At 37.2% G+C, this 17,624-nt stretch carries 21 protein-coding genes and 1 riboswitch; of the genes, 8 read left to right on the forward strand and 13 right to left on the reverse strand.

Features of this window, described 5'->3' with window-relative positions; all coding sequences use genetic code 11:
• Window positions 1-18: 18 nt before the first annotated feature.
• Complete coding sequence (locus tag LOK41_RS00005) at window positions 19-495, reverse strand: ribbon-helix-helix domain-containing protein (RefSeq protein ID WP_241814644.1); 477 nt, start codon at window positions 493-495, stop codon at window positions 19-21.
• A gap of 135 nt (window positions 496-630) precedes the next feature.
• On the opposite strand from LOK41_RS00005, the gene LOK41_RS00010 reads away from it, so the two are divergent.
• Window positions 631-1,632, forward strand: a complete 1,002-nt coding sequence (locus LOK41_RS00010) for an alpha/beta fold hydrolase (protein WP_241814646.1) — start codon at window positions 631-633, stop codon at window positions 1,630-1,632.
• A 130-nt stretch (window positions 1,633-1,762) separates the two neighbouring features.
• On the forward strand, window positions 1,763-3,082 hold the full coding sequence (locus tag LOK41_RS00015; RefSeq protein WP_241814647.1) for a Na+/H+ antiporter family protein: 1,320 nt from the start codon (window positions 1,763-1,765) through the stop codon (window positions 3,080-3,082).
• Between the two features lie 29 nt (window positions 3,083-3,111).
• Here the strand turns inward: LOK41_RS00015 and LOK41_RS00020 are convergent, their stop codons facing one another.
• Window positions 3,112-4,041: a LacI family DNA-binding transcriptional regulator gene (locus LOK41_RS00020; RefSeq protein WP_241814648.1), complete on the reverse strand. Its 930-nt coding sequence runs from the start codon at window positions 4,039-4,041 to the stop codon at window positions 3,112-3,114.
• A gap of 144 nt (window positions 4,042-4,185) precedes the next feature.
• Window positions 4,186-4,665, reverse strand: a complete 480-nt coding sequence (locus tag LOK41_RS00025) for a GNAT family N-acetyltransferase (RefSeq protein WP_241814650.1) — start codon at window positions 4,663-4,665, stop codon at window positions 4,186-4,188.
• A gap of 78 nt (window positions 4,666-4,743) precedes the next feature.
• Between LOK41_RS00025 and LOK41_RS00030 the strand changes: the two genes are divergently transcribed.
• Window positions 4,744-5,667, forward strand: a complete 924-nt coding sequence (locus tag LOK41_RS00030; protein WP_241814651.1) for an alpha/beta hydrolase — start codon at window positions 4,744-4,746, stop codon at window positions 5,665-5,667.
• Window positions 5,668-5,683: 16 nt separating this feature from the next.
• Here the strand turns inward: LOK41_RS00030 and LOK41_RS00035 are convergent, their stop codons facing one another.
• Window positions 5,684-5,929, reverse strand: a complete 246-nt coding sequence (locus tag LOK41_RS00035; RefSeq protein ID WP_174099124.1) for a DUF2552 family protein — start codon at window positions 5,927-5,929, stop codon at window positions 5,684-5,686.
• A gap of 103 nt (window positions 5,930-6,032) precedes the next feature.
• Between LOK41_RS00035 and LOK41_RS00040 the strand changes: the two genes are divergently transcribed.
• Window positions 6,033-6,275: a CDGSH iron-sulfur domain-containing protein gene (locus LOK41_RS00040; RefSeq protein ID WP_174099123.1), complete on the forward strand. Its 243-nt coding sequence runs from the start codon at window positions 6,033-6,035 to the stop codon at window positions 6,273-6,275.
• Window positions 6,276-6,313: 38 nt separating this feature from the next.
• Here the strand turns inward: LOK41_RS00040 and crcB are convergent, their stop codons facing one another.
• Together crcB and LOK41_RS00050 are read right to left on the reverse strand one after the other, a co-directional pair.
• Window positions 6,314-6,667: a fluoride efflux transporter CrcB gene (gene crcB / locus LOK41_RS00045; protein WP_241814652.1), complete on the reverse strand. Its 354-nt coding sequence runs from the start codon at window positions 6,665-6,667 to the stop codon at window positions 6,314-6,316.
• Window positions 6,664-7,068 (reverse strand): fluoride efflux transporter FluC, encoded by a 405-nt coding sequence (locus LOK41_RS00050; RefSeq protein WP_174099121.1) that lies wholly within the window; start codon window positions 7,066-7,068, stop codon window positions 6,664-6,666. Before LOK41_RS00050 ends, crcB begins: the two co-directional genes overlap by 4 nt.
• Before the next feature lie 145 nt (window positions 7,069-7,213).
• Window positions 7,214-7,358: riboswitch (FMN riboswitch) on the forward strand.
• Window positions 7,359-7,665: 307 nt separating this feature from the next.
• On the opposite strand from LOK41_RS00050, the gene ribD reads away from it, so the two are divergent.
• From ribD to ribH, 4 genes are read left to right on the forward strand one after another with little or no spacing between them, the layout of a single operon-like run.
• A complete protein-coding gene (gene ribD, locus LOK41_RS00055) occupies window positions 7,666-8,778 on the forward strand; it encodes a bifunctional diaminohydroxyphosphoribosylaminopyrimidine deaminase/5-amino-6-(5-phosphoribosylamino)uracil reductase RibD (protein ID WP_241814654.1) in 1,113 nt (370 codons plus the stop codon).
• Entirely contained in the window at window positions 8,760-9,404 is a 645-nt protein-coding gene (gene ribE / locus LOK41_RS00060) for a riboflavin synthase (protein ID WP_241814656.1), read from the forward strand. Before ribD ends, ribE begins: the two co-directional genes overlap by 19 nt.
• A 12-nt stretch (window positions 9,405-9,416) precedes the next feature.
• Entirely contained in the window at window positions 9,417-10,610 is a 1,194-nt protein-coding gene (locus tag LOK41_RS00065) for a bifunctional 3,4-dihydroxy-2-butanone-4-phosphate synthase/GTP cyclohydrolase II (protein WP_174099118.1), read from the forward strand.
• A gap of 22 nt (window positions 10,611-10,632) precedes the next feature.
• Complete coding sequence (gene ribH, locus LOK41_RS00070) at window positions 10,633-11,094, forward strand: 6,7-dimethyl-8-ribityllumazine synthase (RefSeq protein WP_000230897.1); 462 nt, start codon at window positions 10,633-10,635, stop codon at window positions 11,092-11,094.
• Window positions 11,095-11,117: 23 nt separating this feature from the next.
• Here the strand turns inward: ribH and LOK41_RS00075 are convergent, their stop codons facing one another.
• From LOK41_RS00075 to bioA, 7 genes are all read right to left on the reverse strand, one after another.
• Window positions 11,118-11,438 (reverse strand): hypothetical protein, encoded by a 321-nt coding sequence (locus LOK41_RS00075; RefSeq protein ID WP_241814657.1) that lies wholly within the window; start codon window positions 11,436-11,438, stop codon window positions 11,118-11,120.
• 381 nt (window positions 11,439-11,819) lie between these two features.
• Window positions 11,820-12,818: a biotin synthase BioB gene (gene bioB, locus LOK41_RS00080; protein ID WP_241814658.1), complete on the reverse strand. Its 999-nt coding sequence runs from the start codon at window positions 12,816-12,818 to the stop codon at window positions 11,820-11,822.
• On the reverse strand, window positions 12,772-13,629 hold the full coding sequence (gene bioC, locus LOK41_RS00085; RefSeq protein WP_241814659.1) for a malonyl-ACP O-methyltransferase BioC: 858 nt from the start codon (window positions 13,627-13,629) through the stop codon (window positions 12,772-12,774). The genes bioB and bioC overlap by 47 nt, the downstream gene beginning before the upstream one ends.
• Window positions 13,595-14,335 carry an alpha/beta fold hydrolase gene (locus tag LOK41_RS00090; protein ID WP_241814660.1) on the reverse strand — a complete coding sequence of 247 codons (741 nt, stop codon included), beginning with the start codon at window positions 14,333-14,335 and terminating at the stop codon, window positions 13,595-13,597. Before LOK41_RS00090 ends, bioC begins: the two co-directional genes overlap by 35 nt.
• A complete protein-coding gene (gene bioF, locus LOK41_RS00095; RefSeq protein WP_241814661.1) occupies window positions 14,332-15,519 on the reverse strand; it encodes an 8-amino-7-oxononanoate synthase in 1,188 nt (395 codons plus the stop codon). Before bioF ends, LOK41_RS00090 begins: the two co-directional genes overlap by 4 nt.
• On the reverse strand, window positions 15,485-16,213 hold the full coding sequence (bioD, locus tag LOK41_RS00100) for a dethiobiotin synthase (RefSeq protein WP_241814663.1): 729 nt from the start codon (window positions 16,211-16,213) through the stop codon (window positions 15,485-15,487). Before bioD ends, bioF begins: the two co-directional genes overlap by 35 nt.
• Entirely contained in the window at window positions 16,213-17,610 is a 1,398-nt protein-coding gene (bioA, locus tag LOK41_RS00105) for an adenosylmethionine--8-amino-7-oxononanoate transaminase (RefSeq protein ID WP_241814664.1), read from the reverse strand. Before bioA ends, bioD begins: the two co-directional genes overlap by 1 nt.
• Window positions 17,611-17,624 lie beyond the last annotated feature (14 nt).

The raw sequence follows: 17,624 nt of genomic DNA on the forward strand, positions 1-17,624 counted from the left end.
TTATACACCTTCTCTCTTTTACTTATCTTTATATTTCTCATCCACTTCTTCATATTTCTGTAAAAATTCTATCAATGCCATTTCTACAATTTTAGATTTATGCATCCCTTTGGAAGCAGAGACAACGTCTAATTTCTCTAAAATTTCCGTACGAATAGAGAAAGTGCGTTTTTTCTTTTCATTGCTTATAATCGGTTCCGTTATGATTGGTCTCTCTCGTTTTCGAAGCAATTCGTAAATTTTTTGCAATTGTTCATATATTAAAACTTGATAATCTGTTTTTACATATTGAAGTGCAGTAGCTTCTTGAAGATACAAATGCCGCGGTTCTTCTCCCTCTCCAATGAATATTCGTTTCTTCAGTTCGCCGTCGTATTCATATCCAAGCACCCTTAACTTTTTTGACAATGCATATGGGCTCATGTCGAGGCGTTTCGCAATAATAGCAAGTGGTTCCCGTTTGTTTAAGCGATCTATAATTTCTCCAACTGTCACTTTCTTCCCCCTTCTCTCTGAGCGCTCATAGTTGAAACATAGCCTACATGTTATGATACAATAATTTCTTAACAGTATATGCAAAATTGTACATCCGTGCGATACATGCCATTAGAGAAAAGGAGGTTTTTTTATATGCTTTTTCGTAGCTACACTCCACCGTTTTGCGACGAATTAAAAAATCCAATTTCAAATAGCGTTGCTACGATAGAAAGCGTTACGATTAACAACCGTCAACAATCTCTACTTATTCGTGGTCAAGACGTAAATCAACCTATTTTATTATGCTGTCACGGTGGCCCTGGTATGGCACAAATTGGGTTCATTCGTCATTTTCAAGAAGACTTAGAAAAACACTTTATTGTTGTCAATTGGGATCAAAGAGGAGCAGGAAAATCCTTTTCCTGGCGGGATATAAAAGCACCTTTTACAATTGAACAATTTGTTTCAGATGCATTCGAAGTAATAAAATATCTTCTTTCTCGTTTCAAAAAACAGAAGCTATTTCTCGCTGGACATTCTTGGGGAAGTATTATCGGCTTACAAATTGCAAATAAATATCCAGACTATATCGAAGCTTATATTGGTATAGGTCAGATTGTACATATGAAACAAAATGAAGAATTGCTCTATCAACATTTAATTCACTCCGCAAAAAAACATGGACACGAACGTGCATTAACATCTCTAACCAAACTTGGAAAGCCTCCTTTTCTAGATATGCGGCGCCTTATTATTCAAAGAAAATGGCTTGGTACGTTTGGAGGAGCGGTTCAAAATGGGACTTCCTTTTCTTTCATTCGAAAAGGGTTGTTTTCTTCAGAATATACATGGTTAGATTGGGTGAGATTTCTCGCAGGAAATATGAAATCTGGGGCATTATGGGAGGAAATGCTCACAGTAGATTTCTTTTCTACAATCTCAAAACTTTCCGTACCTGTCTATTTCTGTTCTGGTCGTTTCGACTACCAAACACCTTATGCACTCGTTCAACAATATTGTGATACAATTCAAGCACCCATCAAAAAAATGATCTGGTTCCCAAACTCTGCTCATTCACCAAATTTAGAAGAACCTGAACTGTATGCACAATCTATATGCTCTATCAAACAAGAGTTACCTTTTCAACATAGGTAACAATCGTTATGTCTTTTACATTTCATAGAAAACATTTTATAATTACATGTCGTAACTTTACTTGGTTCGTCTATATACTTACCTAGGATAAGTTACAAAACAGAAAAAAATCAGGGAGATTACATTTATTATGAACGCTGTACTCGTCGCAGTAGCAATGATGCTGCTGCTTAGTTTATTACGTGTCCAAGTCATTGTCGCTATTATCGTCGGCGCCTTAACAGGTGGACTAATTGGCGGACTTGAGATTTCAGAAACAATCTATACTTTTACCACAGGTCTTGGAAGCAGTGCTCCAATCGCTTTAAGTTATGCCATGCTCGGGGGATTCGCTATTTCGCTTTCCAAAACGGGGCTACCCGACGCGATGATTCATACTGCACTGAATGTAATTGGCAACGAAAAAGACACAAAAAAGCAAACATATTCCAAAGTACTTATTTTATTTATCATTTTAGCAATGGCTTGTTTTTCGCAAAATGTTATACCGGTTCACATTGCTTTTATCCCTATTTTAATTCCAGCGCTTTTAAAAGTTTTAAATGAATTAGAAGTGGATCGTCGTCTTGTTACATGTCTCATTACATTCGGATTAATTACTCCTTATATGTGGATTCCAGCTGGATTTGGAAAAATTTATCACGACGTGTTACAAACGAATGCACAGCAAAGTGGGCTTACATTTGATGTAACCCTTATTCCAAAAGCGATGACAATTCCAGCAATAGGTATGATTATCGGGCTATGTGTCGCTGTTTTCATTACGTATCGTAAACCACGCACCTACTCTACCGAACCGATTCATTCTTCAACTGATGAAATAGCTCCTTACACAAAAAGAAGTATTACGTTCGGATTGTTATCTATTATCGCAACATTAAGCGTGCAATTAGCAACAGAATCAATGATTTTTGGTGCATTAGCAGGGATTATTGTATTATCAATTAGTGGGAGTCTCCCGCTAAAAGAAGCTGATGCTATTTTAACAAGCGGTATGCGTATGATGTCATTTATCGGTTTCGTTATGATTTCTGCCGCTGGATTCGGAGCAGTTCTTCGGAAAACAGGGCATGTTGCATCACTCGTTCAAACAAGTGCGGATTTAATTGGGAACAGTAAGCCACTTGCTGCATTTCTTATGCTTGTTATCGGTCTACTCGTTACAATGGGAATCGGTTCTTCCTTTTCCACCATTCCGATTTTAACAACAATCTTCGTTCCGCTATGTATGCAGCTTGGCTTTAGCCCAATGGCAACCATTGCTATTATCGGTACAGCTGGTGCATTAGGTGACGCTGGTTCTCCAGCATCTGATAGTACGCTAGGACCTACTTCAGGTTTAAATGCAGATGGTAAGCATCATCATATATGGGATACATGTATTCCAACCTTTCTTCACTACAATATTCCGCTACTTATATTTGGGTTTATTGCTGCCATAACATTATAAAAAAGGTGTGTTTTACTTGGACGCACCTTTTACTTTGTCGATTCTCGTTCAATTAATAGAAACTCTTCTTGCTGTACTTCTTCAAAGTTTACTTGTTTCTTTTTTATTTTTCCTACCAACTTTTGTACAGCTACCACTCCTTGCTTTTCAAAGGGACTTCCAATCGTTGTTAAAGATGGCGTAACCCATTCACCTTGTAAACTTCCTTTAAAACCAACGACTTGCAAATGCTCCGGTATATGAATACCAAGATAACTTGCTGCACGAACGGCTGCAATTGCAGCAGCATCACTAGAAGTGACAACACCGTCAATATATGGATACTTTCGTAATAATTCAATAATTTGTTTTTCTTCAGGCCCTTCTATTTTTTCTTCTCGATAAGCAAGCCCTTCTTCCCAAACTCCATCTAAAAATCCAGATACATGTTCTTCCATTGTCTCATCTTCTGCCTCTTCCCCAATATAAGCAAGAAAATGACAACCTTTTTCTTTTAGCAAAACAACTGCCTTTTTAGCACTGTCATAATACGTAGAAAGCGCTCCTGCTTCATCAAGTACAACAAATGGAATAGAAAGATTATCTAGACGCTTATATATGTCTTTTGTCATAATTACACCAGCAATATTATTTTGCATCAGTATATCTATATAACCACTCTTATTTTCTATATTACAAATAACAATTTGATATCCCTCTTTATATGCAGCCTCTTCTACTGAACGAAGCAATGTTATATAGGATGGATCTTCTAAATTTGATACTAATACGGCAATCATTGTCGAAGATTTTTTAAATAACGCCTTTGCTACGGCATTCGGTTTATACTGTAACTCTTCAATTGCCTGTTTTACTTGTTTTACTGTATCCTCATGGACATACCCTTTTTCATTAATAACTCGTGAAACGGTTGCGACTGAAACACCGGCCAATTTTGCAACATCACGTATGGTTGCCACATCGTCACCCCTTAATATGGTAATCGTTTACAATTCAAACCTAAAACAAAGTAGATCATTCGTCAAGGTTATTGTTTTATATTTCTGAAAATTGTTACATAAGATTCTCTTACTTCTAATTCTCCCCATATATACAAACTGATCTTATATATTCATTTTTTCTAATTGAATTTCATGTGAAATCGCGATGTTATCATAGCCAATGAACGGAATTTCTTTCTTTATCCTTCTCGCTTCCTTGACCGCATCTATATATAAGTTAGTCATTATAAAACCACGTTTCTGATAGAAGCGAAGTGCATTCGTATTATCGTTTGTCGTAATGAGCCACACCTTTTTACAACATTGTTTTTTCGCAATATCAATTACACACTCTATAAGTTTCGTTCCGATTCCCTTTTTCTCCTTAAAGCTATCTAATGAAACAATCTCACAATCATTTTCGCTTATTTCATATGTAATAATTCCTATTATTCTGTTATCTTCAATTGCAATAAAACCGGGTAATTGATCTAGCTGATGCACTCTTCCACGTGAAACCATCAGCGCGCTTCCCCAATTTTCACGCATAAATAACGCAATTGTTTTTCTCATTTCTTCTGTAATTTTTTGCATTTGAACCATGCTCCACTCTCTCCCCTTTTTACATCATTATGATACAATATAAGCGTATCACATGTAGAGGTATTTGGAGGATGAGGTATGAAACGTTTTTTTACAGCATTGCTAACCATAATAGGAGTATTAATTGGTATCGGTATTTTCTTTACGAATAAAGTAATGTACTTAAAGAAAAAAACAGAAGAAGAAATTTTAGAACGTGAAACGAAAAAACATTTTCGCTTAGAGGATTTTAATGCCATTCCAAAAGAAGAAGTTTGTATTCCATCTCAATTTAAATATGATATTCACGGCTATTACATTTCTGCAGGTAATTCTAATAAGTTTATGATTTTTTGTCACGGTGTAACCGTAAATAAAATAAACTCTGTCAAATATGCAAATTTATTTTTAAACAGAGGATATAACGTATTTATTTATGATCACCGTCGCCATGGTAAAACAGGTGGTAAAACGACAAGTTATGGCTATTACGAAAAATATGATTTAAAGACGGTAGTTGATTGGCTAAAGAACCGTTTTGGAACAAATATTACACTTGGCATTCATGGAGAATCGATGGGGGCTGCCACACTCCTTCAATATGCAGGAATGGTGGAAGACGGCGCTGATTTTTATATTGCGGACTGCCCTTTCTCTGACTTTTATGGTCAGCTACAGCATCGCTTAAAAGTCGAATTTCATTTGCCAAAATGGCCGCTGCTACCATTAGCAAATGCCTTTTTAAAGGTAAGGGACGGTTATACAATAAGCGAAATTTCTCCAATCGATTGTGTAAAAAACATAAATAATCCAGTCCTTTTTATTCATAGCAAAGACGATGACTATATTTTATGTGATATGACAAAAGCTCTTTATGAAGCGAAAGAAAACCATAAACAGCTCTTTATTGCGGAACACGGTGCACACGCTTGCTCTTATAATGAAAACAAGCAAGAGTATGAAGCTGCCGTGGATCGATTCTTAAACACATATGTGAAAGATACAAAAAACAGGCTTGCATAAGCCTGTTTTTTTCACGTTATTGCGCTAACACGTCTGTAACTTGTTCCATATTTTCAGAAATCCATTTTACCGCTTCATCAAGCGTTTGAAATTCTGTCGTTTGAAATGTAACTTCGTCTTGAAGAAGCCACACATCTTTTGGTTCTTGTCCTACACCAGCAATTGACCAATGCAGTAAACTATATGGATGATTATCATTTAAAAAAGATGCCCACGTGCGCTCATTTGCAATATTTTGCAGTGTACGTAATTGTTTATTCATGTTTCGTCACCTTACTATATGTCAACTATAAACGTTATTATAACACTCTCTTCTTCTACATACAAAGTACTGTTTTTTATTGTCAAGCACTTCCTGTAATTATATGATGAACATAAGCGTTTTGGAAGGAGGGATACCGTTGGCTAAAGTACAAATTAAAGTGAATGATAATGGTTCGTTTCGCATTACAGGGGATGTGGAACTAATCGACTCACAAGGGAATGCTTTCCCGGCAAAACCTGCATTTTCTTTATGTCGCTGTGGGTTATCAAAAAACATGCCTTATTGCGATGCTTCGCATAAGGGAAAATTCGAATCTATCGTTCGAGCACCAAAGGAAGAATAATAATACGAGAAGCACGCACAATGATTTGTGCATGCTTCTTATAAATGTCCTATATAAAAACCTATCAGTGCAGAAAAAATACCTAGCATATAACTCATTACTAAATATAATAGCGCCTTTTGTCCCTTACGTTTATGTATCAATTGAACAATTTCAAGCTTACATGTTGAAAATGTCGTAAATGCCCCCATAAAACCTGTTCCACATAATAATAACCACGTACTATCCACATCAACTCCATACAATAGACCTAATAAGAATGAGCCGACTATATTTACAAATAATGTTTCATATGGAAATAAACTTCCGTACTTTTCTTTTATTGCACTACTAATAGAAAATCTAGCAATAGTTCCGAAAAAACCACCAATTCCTACAAGCAAAATATTCATCGTGCTCCTTCTTTCTTCACGCTTTTTTCATATAATGCATTTCCAAGGTAAAATCCAAATAAAGATAAGAGCAATCCTCCGACTATACTCGTACTTACATAATAAAACGCCATAAAGAATGCTTCGTGTTGCATTAGTTTCAATGTCTCTATGCTAAATGTTGAGAAAGTAGTAAAAGAGCCAATTATTCCTATTCCAACGCTATTCATTACCACTTGTGAAACTTGTTTCATACGAAAGAAATACATCGTTAAAAATGCCAATAAAAAACTACCAATCATATTCGCTAACCATGTTGCCAGCGGAAAAGCGTCGACTGAAGGAGTACCAATCCATTGCTCTAATCCATACCGCACTAAAGCTCCCACGATACCACCGATTCCCACTGCAATATATTTCATATCTCCACCTCATTTATGTCTATACTGAAATCTTTCCCATACTAGTATAACAAACTTTATTCTCCCCTTCATTTTCATACAATTCTTCACATTCGAATATTTTTTACTATCCTTTTTTCTTTTTTGTGCTATAATGTGAGCAAACAGCATCCTTCGGGGTCGGGTGAAATTCCCAACCGGCGGTGATGAAGTGCACACTTCTAAGTCCGTGACCCGTTTCTAAGCTTAGAAACGGTGGATCTAGTGAAATTCTAGGGCCGACAGTATAGTCTGGATGGGAGAAGGATATGTTTTCTAGTGCTTATATAGCGAATACACTTTTATTTTGGCGTACACATTTTTACTGATTCGTTTTAAATAAGTGTATATGTTTTATTTCATATACCTATTTTCCTATGCTAAAATAAAAAGATACGACTAGCGTATAAAAAATTGATAGTTTGCTAGGTTTTTTCTCGTGCAAAAATATCAATCATCGTTAGGTTTCTTTCCTATACTCTCGTATTCGAACTATATTTCTAGAAATCACGTCTCCCAAACCCCAAGGATACTATTATCCTTGGGGTTTTTTGATTTTTCTTAGGAGAGGTGAAAAGAATGACTGATCAAGAATATATGAAGATTGCCTTACAGTTAGCCAAAAGTGCTACAGGGCAAACAAGTCCAAATCCAATGGTCGGTGCTGTTGTTGTAAAGGATGGAAACATCGTAGGAATGGGAGCGCATCTACGCGCAGGTGAAGGACATGCTGAAGTCCATGCCCTTCGTATGGCTGGCGAAAAAGCAAAAGGATCCACTGTATACGTGACACTAGAACCATGTAGCCATTTCGGAAAAACGCCACCGTGCTGCGACCTACTCATTCAAAAAGAGGTGAAACATGTTGTAATCGCTACCCTTGATTGTAATCCGCTTGTTTCAGGTAACGGTGCAAAACGTTTGCAAAAAGCAGGTATTCATGTAACTACTGGCATTCTCGAAAAAGAAGCTATCCAATTAAACCGATATTTTTTCCATTACATGAAAATGAAACAGCCGTTTGTAACAATAAAAACTGCAATGAGTTTAGATGGAAAAATAGCAACTGCTACTGGAGAAAGCAAGTGGATTACAGGTGAAGATGCTCGCGGGGATGTTCACCAATATCGTCATACGCACGATGCCATCCTTGTCGGAGTGAATACTGTTATAGCTGATGACCCATCTTTAACAACACGTCTTCCAAACGGTGGCAAGCATCCGATTCGAATCATTTTAGATACACATTTACGAATGCCACTTTCCTCTCGTGTCATTACAGACGGGATTGCACCAACATGGATTATTGTTGGAAAAGATGTACAGAAAGAAAAAATAGCAAGATATGAATCTCAAGGAACATCTGTACTTCAAATGCAGACGAGCCAAATTGAAATACGCGAGCTTCTCCTCCTTCTCGGTGAGAAACAAATTCTTTCACTCTTTGTTGAAGGAGGACAATCGATACACGCGAGCTTTTTAGAAACAAAGTGTTTTAATGAAATTGTAACTTATATAAGCCCTAAATTAATTGGTGGAAAAGATGCCCCAACTATGTTTGGTGGCACCGGCTTTAACAAGCTGCAAGATGCACTTTCCTTGCAAATTCAAGAGATGAAACAAATTGGCGATGATATAAAAATCGTTGCTACAGTGCGAAATGAGGTGCCTGCATGTTTACAGGAATTGTAGAAGAGCTTGGAACTGTTTCGAATATAAGGCAAAGCGGAGAAGCAATGAAGCTAACAATTACAGCAAATACAATCTTATCAGACGTAAAGCTAGGAGACAGTATTGCTGTAAATGGAATTTGTTTAACTGTTACTTCTTTTACAGCGTCTTCCTTTACTGTTGATGCCATGCCTGAAACGATGCGAGCAACATCACTACGTATGCTTGGCAACCGTTCTAAAGTAAATCTAGAACGGGCAATGGCTGCAAATGGGCGCTTTGGTGGACATTTCGTCACAGGACATATTGATGGAATTGGAACCATTGTAAGTAAAAAACAGCACTATAATGCGATATATTACAAAATTGAAATTCCAAATAATTTGCTCCGTTATTGTTTACACAAAGGATCAGTATCTATTGATGGAACAAGCTTAACGATATTTGATATAGATGAATCTTCCATTACCATTTCACTCATTCCGCACACTGTAAGCGAATCTATTATCGGTGAAAAAGTAGCTGGAGACATCGTGAACATTGAATGTGACATGATTGGAAAATATATTGAGCGTTTTATTTCAAAGCCCGCGAAACAGAGCAATTCAGTTACAGAAAGCTTTTTACAAGAAAATGGATTTCTATAAGGGGGAAGCACAATGTTTCATCGTATTGAAGAAGCACTAGAAGATTTAAAACAAGGAAAAGTCATTATTGTATGTGATGATGAAAGCCGTGAAAACGAAGGAGATTTCATCGCTTTAGCAGAGAACATTACACCTGAAACAATTAATTTTATGATTACACATGGCCGTGGTCTTGTTTGTGTACCGATTATAGAGCAATATGCAGACCGCTTACAGCTAGAACCTATGGTTTCTCATAATACAGATTCTCATCATACTGCGTTCACAGTAAGTATCGACCACATTTCTACAACAACAGGTATTAGCGCTTACGAACGTGCGACAACTGTACGCGAGTTATTAAATCCAGCATCAAAAAGTACAGATTTTAATCGCCCAGGCCATATCTTCCCCTTAATTGCGAAAGAAGGCGGCGTTCTGCGCCGCGCTGGCCATACAGAAGCAGCGGTTGATTTAGCAAAATTATGCGGTGCAGAACCAGCAGGAGTCATTTGTGAAATTATAAAAGAAGACGGCACGATGGCACGTGTTCCTGATTTAGTACAAGTGGCAGAACAATTTGATATAAAAATGATTACGATTGAAGATTTAATTGCTTATCGTCGCCATCATGAAACACTCGTAACAAGAGAAATTGAAATTACATTGCCGACAGACTTCGGTACATTTCATGCAATTGGTTATTCCAACTCGCTTGATCAAAAAGAACACATCGCTCTCGTAAAAGGAGACATCTCTACTGATGAACCTGTTCTCGTTCGTGTTCATTCAGAATGCTTAACTGGCGATGTTTTCGGTTCATGCCGCTGCGACTGCGGTCCACAGCTTCATACTGCTCTTGCGCAAATTGAACGCGAAGGAAAAGGTGTTCTTCTTTATATGAGACAGGAAGGTCGCGGCATTGGATTGCTTAATAAACTTCGTGCATACAAGTTACAAGAAGAAGGATTCGATACTGTGGAAGCAAATGAAAAATTAGGCTTTCCAGCAGATCTTCGCGATTACGGTATTGGCGCACAAATTTTAAAGGATTTAGGTTTACAACAACTACGATTATTAACAAATAATCCAAGAAAAATCACCGGCTTGCAAGGGTATGATTTAGAAGTTGTCGAACGCGTACCATTGCAAATGCCAACAAAAGAAGAAAATAAAGCATATTTACAAACAAAATTAGAAAAATTAGGTCACTTACTAAGTTTATAATATATAAAGGGAGAGATAAAATATGGTATTCGAAGGTCATTTAGTTGGTACAGGATTAAAAGTTGGTGTTGTTGTTGGACGTTTTAATGAATTTATTACAAGCAAGCTATTAGGCGGTGCATTAGACGGGTTAAAGCGCCATGGGGTAGAAGAAAACGATATTGATGTCGCATGGGTTCCAGGTGCATTTGAAATCCCATTAATCGCAAAAAAAATGGCTAGTAGCGGTAAATACGATGCTGTCATTACACTAGGAACAGTCATTCGTGGTGCAACAACTCATTATGATTACGTTTGTAATGAAGTTGCAAAAGGCGTTGCCTCTTTATCACTACAAACAGACATCCCAGTTATTTTCGGCGTATTAACAACTGAAACAATTGAACAAGCCATTGAACGTGCGGGTACAAAAGCTGGTAACAAAGGATATGAATCGGCAGTTGCTGCAATTGAAATGGCTCATTTATCAAAACAATGGGCATAAAAAAAGAGGCTTCGGCCTCTTTTTTATTTCCTCACTTTTTTTCGCACATCTTTTATCAATTCCTCCATCGTTTTTCCTTCTGTTTTAATACGAAGATTTTGAGCGGTTCTCCACACATTTTCCCGCTTCTTTTCTTCCTCTACAATATGAAGCTCTTTCCGCACTTCCTTTAAGTCTTTTCCCTCTGTCTCAATTCCAAAATGCTCGGCTTTCGTTCGAAAATGTTGTTCAATTCTTTGCTGCATTTCTTTTTGCGCCGGATTTTCAGCTGCTTTTACTGGATCAGAACTAATTGCTTTTAACAAAATAAGAGTAGTCATAATGGCTAGTATGTATTTGTGCATGTAAGATCCTCCACCCAAGATAAATTACATCTTTACTATGTACAATTACTGGGTGGAAAATTCGTCCACGCAATTAATTTTTTAGTACAAAAACGCTTACTTAAAAGCTTGAAGGTACTTTATTACATTTTATTTACAAAAGTAAAATATATCCAAGTTAGCATATATTTTATTCATTACGGAATGGAATAATGTTCTTAAGAAATATGGATTAATTATGCTGTTTGTTAGTAAAAAGGTGCTTGCACAAAAAGAGGAATATTATATTTTCCCTATTAAAAACAGCCACTCTTCCACGGAATATCCATGAAAGAATAGCTGTTTTGGTATAACCTTTATTCGATTATTTTTAGTCTACTAAGGGTCTTCCCCCTCATTTTTCTACAGCGCACATTCCTCAATTTCAAATCCTAAATCTTCAATCATACCCCAGTCAGCTGTTGGCTCTTGTCCTTCTGTTGTTAAATAGTCACCAACGAAGATCGAATTTGCTGCAAATAAGCCAATTGGCTGTACAGAGCGTAAATTAATTTCGCGACCACCGGAAATACGGATTTCTTTTGATGGATTCACAAAACGCATCATCGCTAGCACTTTTAAACATTCCACTGGCGTTAATTCTTTCTGCCCTTCAAGCGGTGTCCCTTTTACAGCTACAAGAAAGTTACATGGAATAGAGTCCGCATCTATACGTTTTAATTCAAGCGCAATTTCAACTTGTTGCTCTTTCGTTTCTCCCATACCAAAAATCGCACCAGAACAAGGAGAAATCCCTGCTTGCTTTGCTTTTTCTACTGTATCTACGCGATCATCATACGTATGTGTTGAACAAATGCTATCGTAATTATTTGCATGTGTATTTAAGTTATGGTTATAACGGTGAACACCCGCTTCTGCTAAGCGCCCTGCTTGATCTTCATTTAAAAATCCTAAGCAACAACAAATTTTCAAATCTGTTGTTTCCCGAATTTCTTTCACTGCACCAATAACATGATTTACTTCTTTATCCGTCGGACGACGGCCAGATGCAACAATGCAGTATGTACCTGCTTTACGGCGAATTGCTTCGTGAGCTCCCGCTACGATTTTTTCTTGTGTTAACCATGCATACTTATCTATTGGTGCTTCTGAAACGATAGACTGTGAGCAATATCCGCAATCTTCTGGACATAATCCGGATTTCGTATTAATAATCATATTTAATTTCACTTTTTTACCAAAGTAATGATGACGAATGATATAAGCTGCGTTCATAATTTCCAATACTTCTGTATCGTCAGCTTCTAAAATTGCTACAGCTTCTTCTTTCGTTATACTTCTGCCCTCTACTACTTCAGATGCAATTTTCTTCCAATCTGTTTTTGTTTGTACTTGTTTCATTTCTTCTCTTCCCCTCTTTTTCAATATACGCAAATAAAGCATGGTACGTTGTTACAATTTGCCCTTCTTCCGTGAAATCTCTTTCGTATATACGAAGCATGGTTCGAAAGATAGAAGGACTTTGACAATAAGACTCTGCATTACTATTCGTTGCTCCCACCTTCCGAATGGATTGTAGAAACTCCCGAACTGTAGCAAATTTCTCTATGTAACATGTTTCAGAAACATGAACATCCCCTGTTATACTTTCACATACATCTTGCAACTGTTCTCTCATTAAAAAACGTTGTCCAACAGATGAACTACTTTGTATATTTTTTTCTTCTTTAGCACTCTGAAATGCTGTATGAAGTTCTTGGAACGTTTGCTCCCCAAATGTTGAAAATAACAATAAACCACCTTCAAACAAATAACGATATAAGTTTTTCAGCGTTATTTGCAAATCATTTAGCCATTGAAATGTTGCGCTTGAGATGATGACATCAAATGACTCACTTAATGTAAGGTGTTCGATATCTTCACATCTAAATGTCACAGATTCTACGTGATTTCTCGTTTTAGCAACAGCAATCATACTTTCAGCAAAATCAATTGCTATAATTTCTGCATTTGGAAAAAAAACGGCTAATTGCTCAGTCAAATAACCTGTGCCACATCCGAGTTCCAAAATACGGATGGACGACATTTTGTGGTAGTGTTTTTTCATTATAGAAAGTAATTGTTGCGCCATCTTTTTTTGTACACTTGCATATTGATCATAGGATACAGCTGCTCCATTAAATCGTTTTTGTAATAACGTTTTGTTGATCATTTTGTATCCCCTCTATAAACTGAATCATTTCATTTGCACAATATTCAAAATTAGTTACACAAAGCGCATGCCCAGCCCCACTTATTACTTTAAGCGCTCCATTCGTATTTTCTTGTATATAGCGAGCAGCAGATAGTGGACATATGGCATCCTGTTCTCCATGAATAAGTAACATCGGCATCTTCACCTGCTTTAACTGACTTCTCATATCCATCTCTATTAAATAATCAAGCCCGAACTGTAAAGATTCTATAGAATCACCTTGAAAATGCGCTACAATACTTTCAAATTGTTCACTATCTTTTATCTCCTGTTTTGCAAACATACTTTTATAGAAGCACTTCAATGTATCTTCCTTTCGTTTCAACAAACTTCTTTTCATCCGCTCTACAAAAGGAAGTTTCCATCCACACTCATAAGTTTCATCCACTGTAAACTTTGCTGTACCACCTATTAAAATCAATCCTTTTGTTTGTATCCTGTCACACACTTGAAGAGCGGCTAATGCACCGAGTGACCATCCAATCAAAATTACATCTTTTCCTTGTGCGGCTTCTTCTACACGCTCTGCAAAATCAGTACGTTCTGTTACACCACGCCATTCAACATGCTGGACAGAATATTCTTGAAAATACGGAAGTAATGAATCCCATACTTGTTTTTCCATCCCCCATCCGGGAATAAAAATAAGCTCGGGCTGTTTCATCTCAAGACCCCCTCTTCTTTTCCAATTCGAATGATCTGCCTAGTAGCCCATTGCAAGTCAGTTTTTGTATGTTCAGACGTAACTGCAAATCGAATTCGCGAACTATTATGTGGAACCGTTGGTGGTCTGATAGCAATTGCAGCAATTCCCGCTTCCTGCAACTTTTCGCTAAAACGCATCACCACTTCATTTGATTTTGTAATAACTGGAACAATATGCGTTGCACTATCACCAATATGAAAACCCGCTTCCTCTAAAGTATTACGGAAATACATTCCATTTTCTAAGAGCTGCTGTCGTCTTCCCGCATCTTCCTTCACAATTTCAATTGCACGTTTCATTGCACCGAGCGTCCCTGGTGGCAATGCTGTTGTGAAAATGAAACTTCTCATCGTATTTTTCATATAATCCATGCAAATTGCATCACCTGCTAAATAAGCTCCATAACATCCTAACGCTTTACTAAACGTTCCCATATGAATGTCAATTTTCTGAGAAAGCCCTTGTTCGATGTGAGCTAATCCTGCACCATTCCTACCATATATTCCGCCTGCATGCGCTTCATCAATCATCAATAAAGCTTCATACTTTTCTTTCAGCATAATCAACTCTTTTAAATGAGCAACATCTCCATCCATACTGAAAACCGTATCTGTAACGATCAACTTCCGCTTTGCAGAAGGCGCTGCTCGCAGTAATGTTTCCAAATGTTCCAAATCATTATGTCGGTATCTTTTATGTTCTGCACCACTGAGCATAATTCCATCGACTATGCTAGCATGATTTAACTTATCGCTAAAAACAATGTCGTGACGACCTACTAAAGAAGAGATTGCACCTACATTTGCTGAATACCCACTGTTCACAATGATTGCTTTTTCAGTTTCTTTCCAGTCACAAACACTCTGTTCGACCTCTTCATATAATGAATAGTTTCCTACAACAAGCCGTGACGCCGTAGCTCCTGCTCCATATTGCATTGTCGCTTCTATAGATGCTTCTTTTAATCGTTTATCTCCTGCCAAACCAAGATAGTTATTCGAGGCTAAATTCAACATACGCATTCCGTTCCTAATCAACCACGATTCTTCAGCTTGCTCAGTTACTACTACATGTCGATATTGTGATTTCTCCTTTAAACGATTTAAGCTAGAGTGAAAGTGTCGATCCCACATTTGATCCATGTTTGATAAGCTCCTCTAAATTTGAAATCATAATATTCTCTTCTGCTGCTGTTAATAGTTCATCACGTGTAAATCCTTCTTGAAGTTCAGGTAGTAAACCTAAAACCGGCACGCCACTTAATTCCTCAATCATCTCTTTATTTTCTTGTACACGCTCTTTCTCACATTCTTTACAGCCCGATAAAATAACACCAGCAACTGTTAAGCCATGTTCTCTCGCATAAGAGATTGTTAAAACGGTATGATTAACAGTACCTAGCGCTGGACGCGCGACAATAATAAGTGGTAATTTCAATTTCTTTGCAAAATCAACCACTAATGCGTCTTCTGTATACGGAACAGCAAGACCACCGGCACCTTCTACAAATAAACTATCAAACTCTGCCATTAACTCATTATAATGAGCTGTAATTTGTGCTAGCTTCACAGTTCTTCCTGCTCGCTGCATTGCCAATCTTGGCGCAAGAGGTTCTTCAATAGAATACGGACAAATTTTATTCGTCTCTGTCGTTACTCCTGATGCAACTTTCAATCTAGCTGCGTCACCTTCTGGATTCGAATCGACATGACCACTTTGCAATGGTTTATATACACCTATATTATATCCACGATTTCTAAGCACTCCTGCTAATGCACCTGTAACAACTGTTTTTCCAACTTCTGTATCGGTTGCAGTTATGAAAAAGCCGCTCATTATTCTACCTCCGTAACATCTGCAATTGCTTCATATAAAATGCGCAGCATTTCGTCAATCTCATCTATCCGAGATGCTAACGGTGGCATAAATACAATCGTGTTACCAAGTGGACGTATAATCATTCCTAATTCTCTAGATCGTTTACACACTTCCACGCCTACTCGCTCCGTCCAATCAAACGGCTCTTTCGTTTCTTTATTTTTCACAAGCTCAATTCCTACCATCAATCCGCACTGACGAATATCCCCAACATGCTTGTATTCGTAAAGTGCTTCCAATTGTTTCCCTACATATTCTGCTTTATGTGCAACATCTTTTACTAGATTTGTTTTTTCATACAGTTCTAAATTAGCGATCGCTACTGCGCAACCTAATGGATTTCCAGTATAACTATGACCATGGAAAAATGTTTTCTGTTCTTCATAGTCACCTAAAAAAGCATCATAAATTTCATCTGTTGTCACAGTAATAGCTACTGGTAAATACCCACCTGTTAAGCCTTTTCCAGCTGTTAAAATATCCGGTGTAACATTTTCATGTTCACAAGCAAACATTTTTCCAGTACGCCCAAATCCCGTTGCTACTTCATCTGTAATAAATAAAACATTATATGTTGTACAAAGATCTCGAAGACCTTTTAAATACCCTTTCGGCATTGTAATCATACCGCCTGCACCTTGCATTAACGGTTCTACAATAATCGCTGCAATTTCATTGTGTTTTTCTTTTAATAACTCTTCCATTTCGTCCAAATGTTTTTGAACAATTTTTTCTTTGTCATCCCCATAAGGAGAACGATATGTATATGGATATGGCATTTTTATCGCATCAAATAAGAGCGAACTATACACTTGGTGAAACAAGTCAATTGCTCCTACTGAAACAGCCCCAATTGTATCTCCATGATATGCTTCTTTTAATGTAACAAACTTTTGTTTTTTAAGTTTCCCTTTATGCTGCCAATATTGAAAAGCCATCTTGATTGCAATTTCAACAGCTGTAGAACCAGAATCTGAATAAAATACTTTTTTTAAGCCTTCTGGAACAACTTCAATGACCTTTTCTGCAAGTAAAATCGATGGTACATTGGCAAGCCCTAACATAGTAGAATGTGCAACCTTATTTAACTGTTCACGAATCGCATCATCCAATTCTGGCACTTGATGTCCATGAACATTAAGCCAAATTGATGAAACACCATCCCAATAACCATTTCCATTTACATCATATAATTTACGCCCTTCTCCTCGTTCAATGATAACGGGATCTTCAGCTAAATAATCTTTCATTTGTGTAAATGGATGCCATACATACGCTTTGTTTTTTCCTGCTAACTCTTCATATGTATAAGCTTTCTTTTCACTTTTATTACGACTAACAGTCACAATTGTCACCCCTAATGTTAACT

The organism is Bacillus sp. TL12 (genome assembly GCF_022625245.1).
GTDB lineage: Bacteria > Bacillota > Bacilli > Bacillales > Bacillaceae_G > Bacillus_A.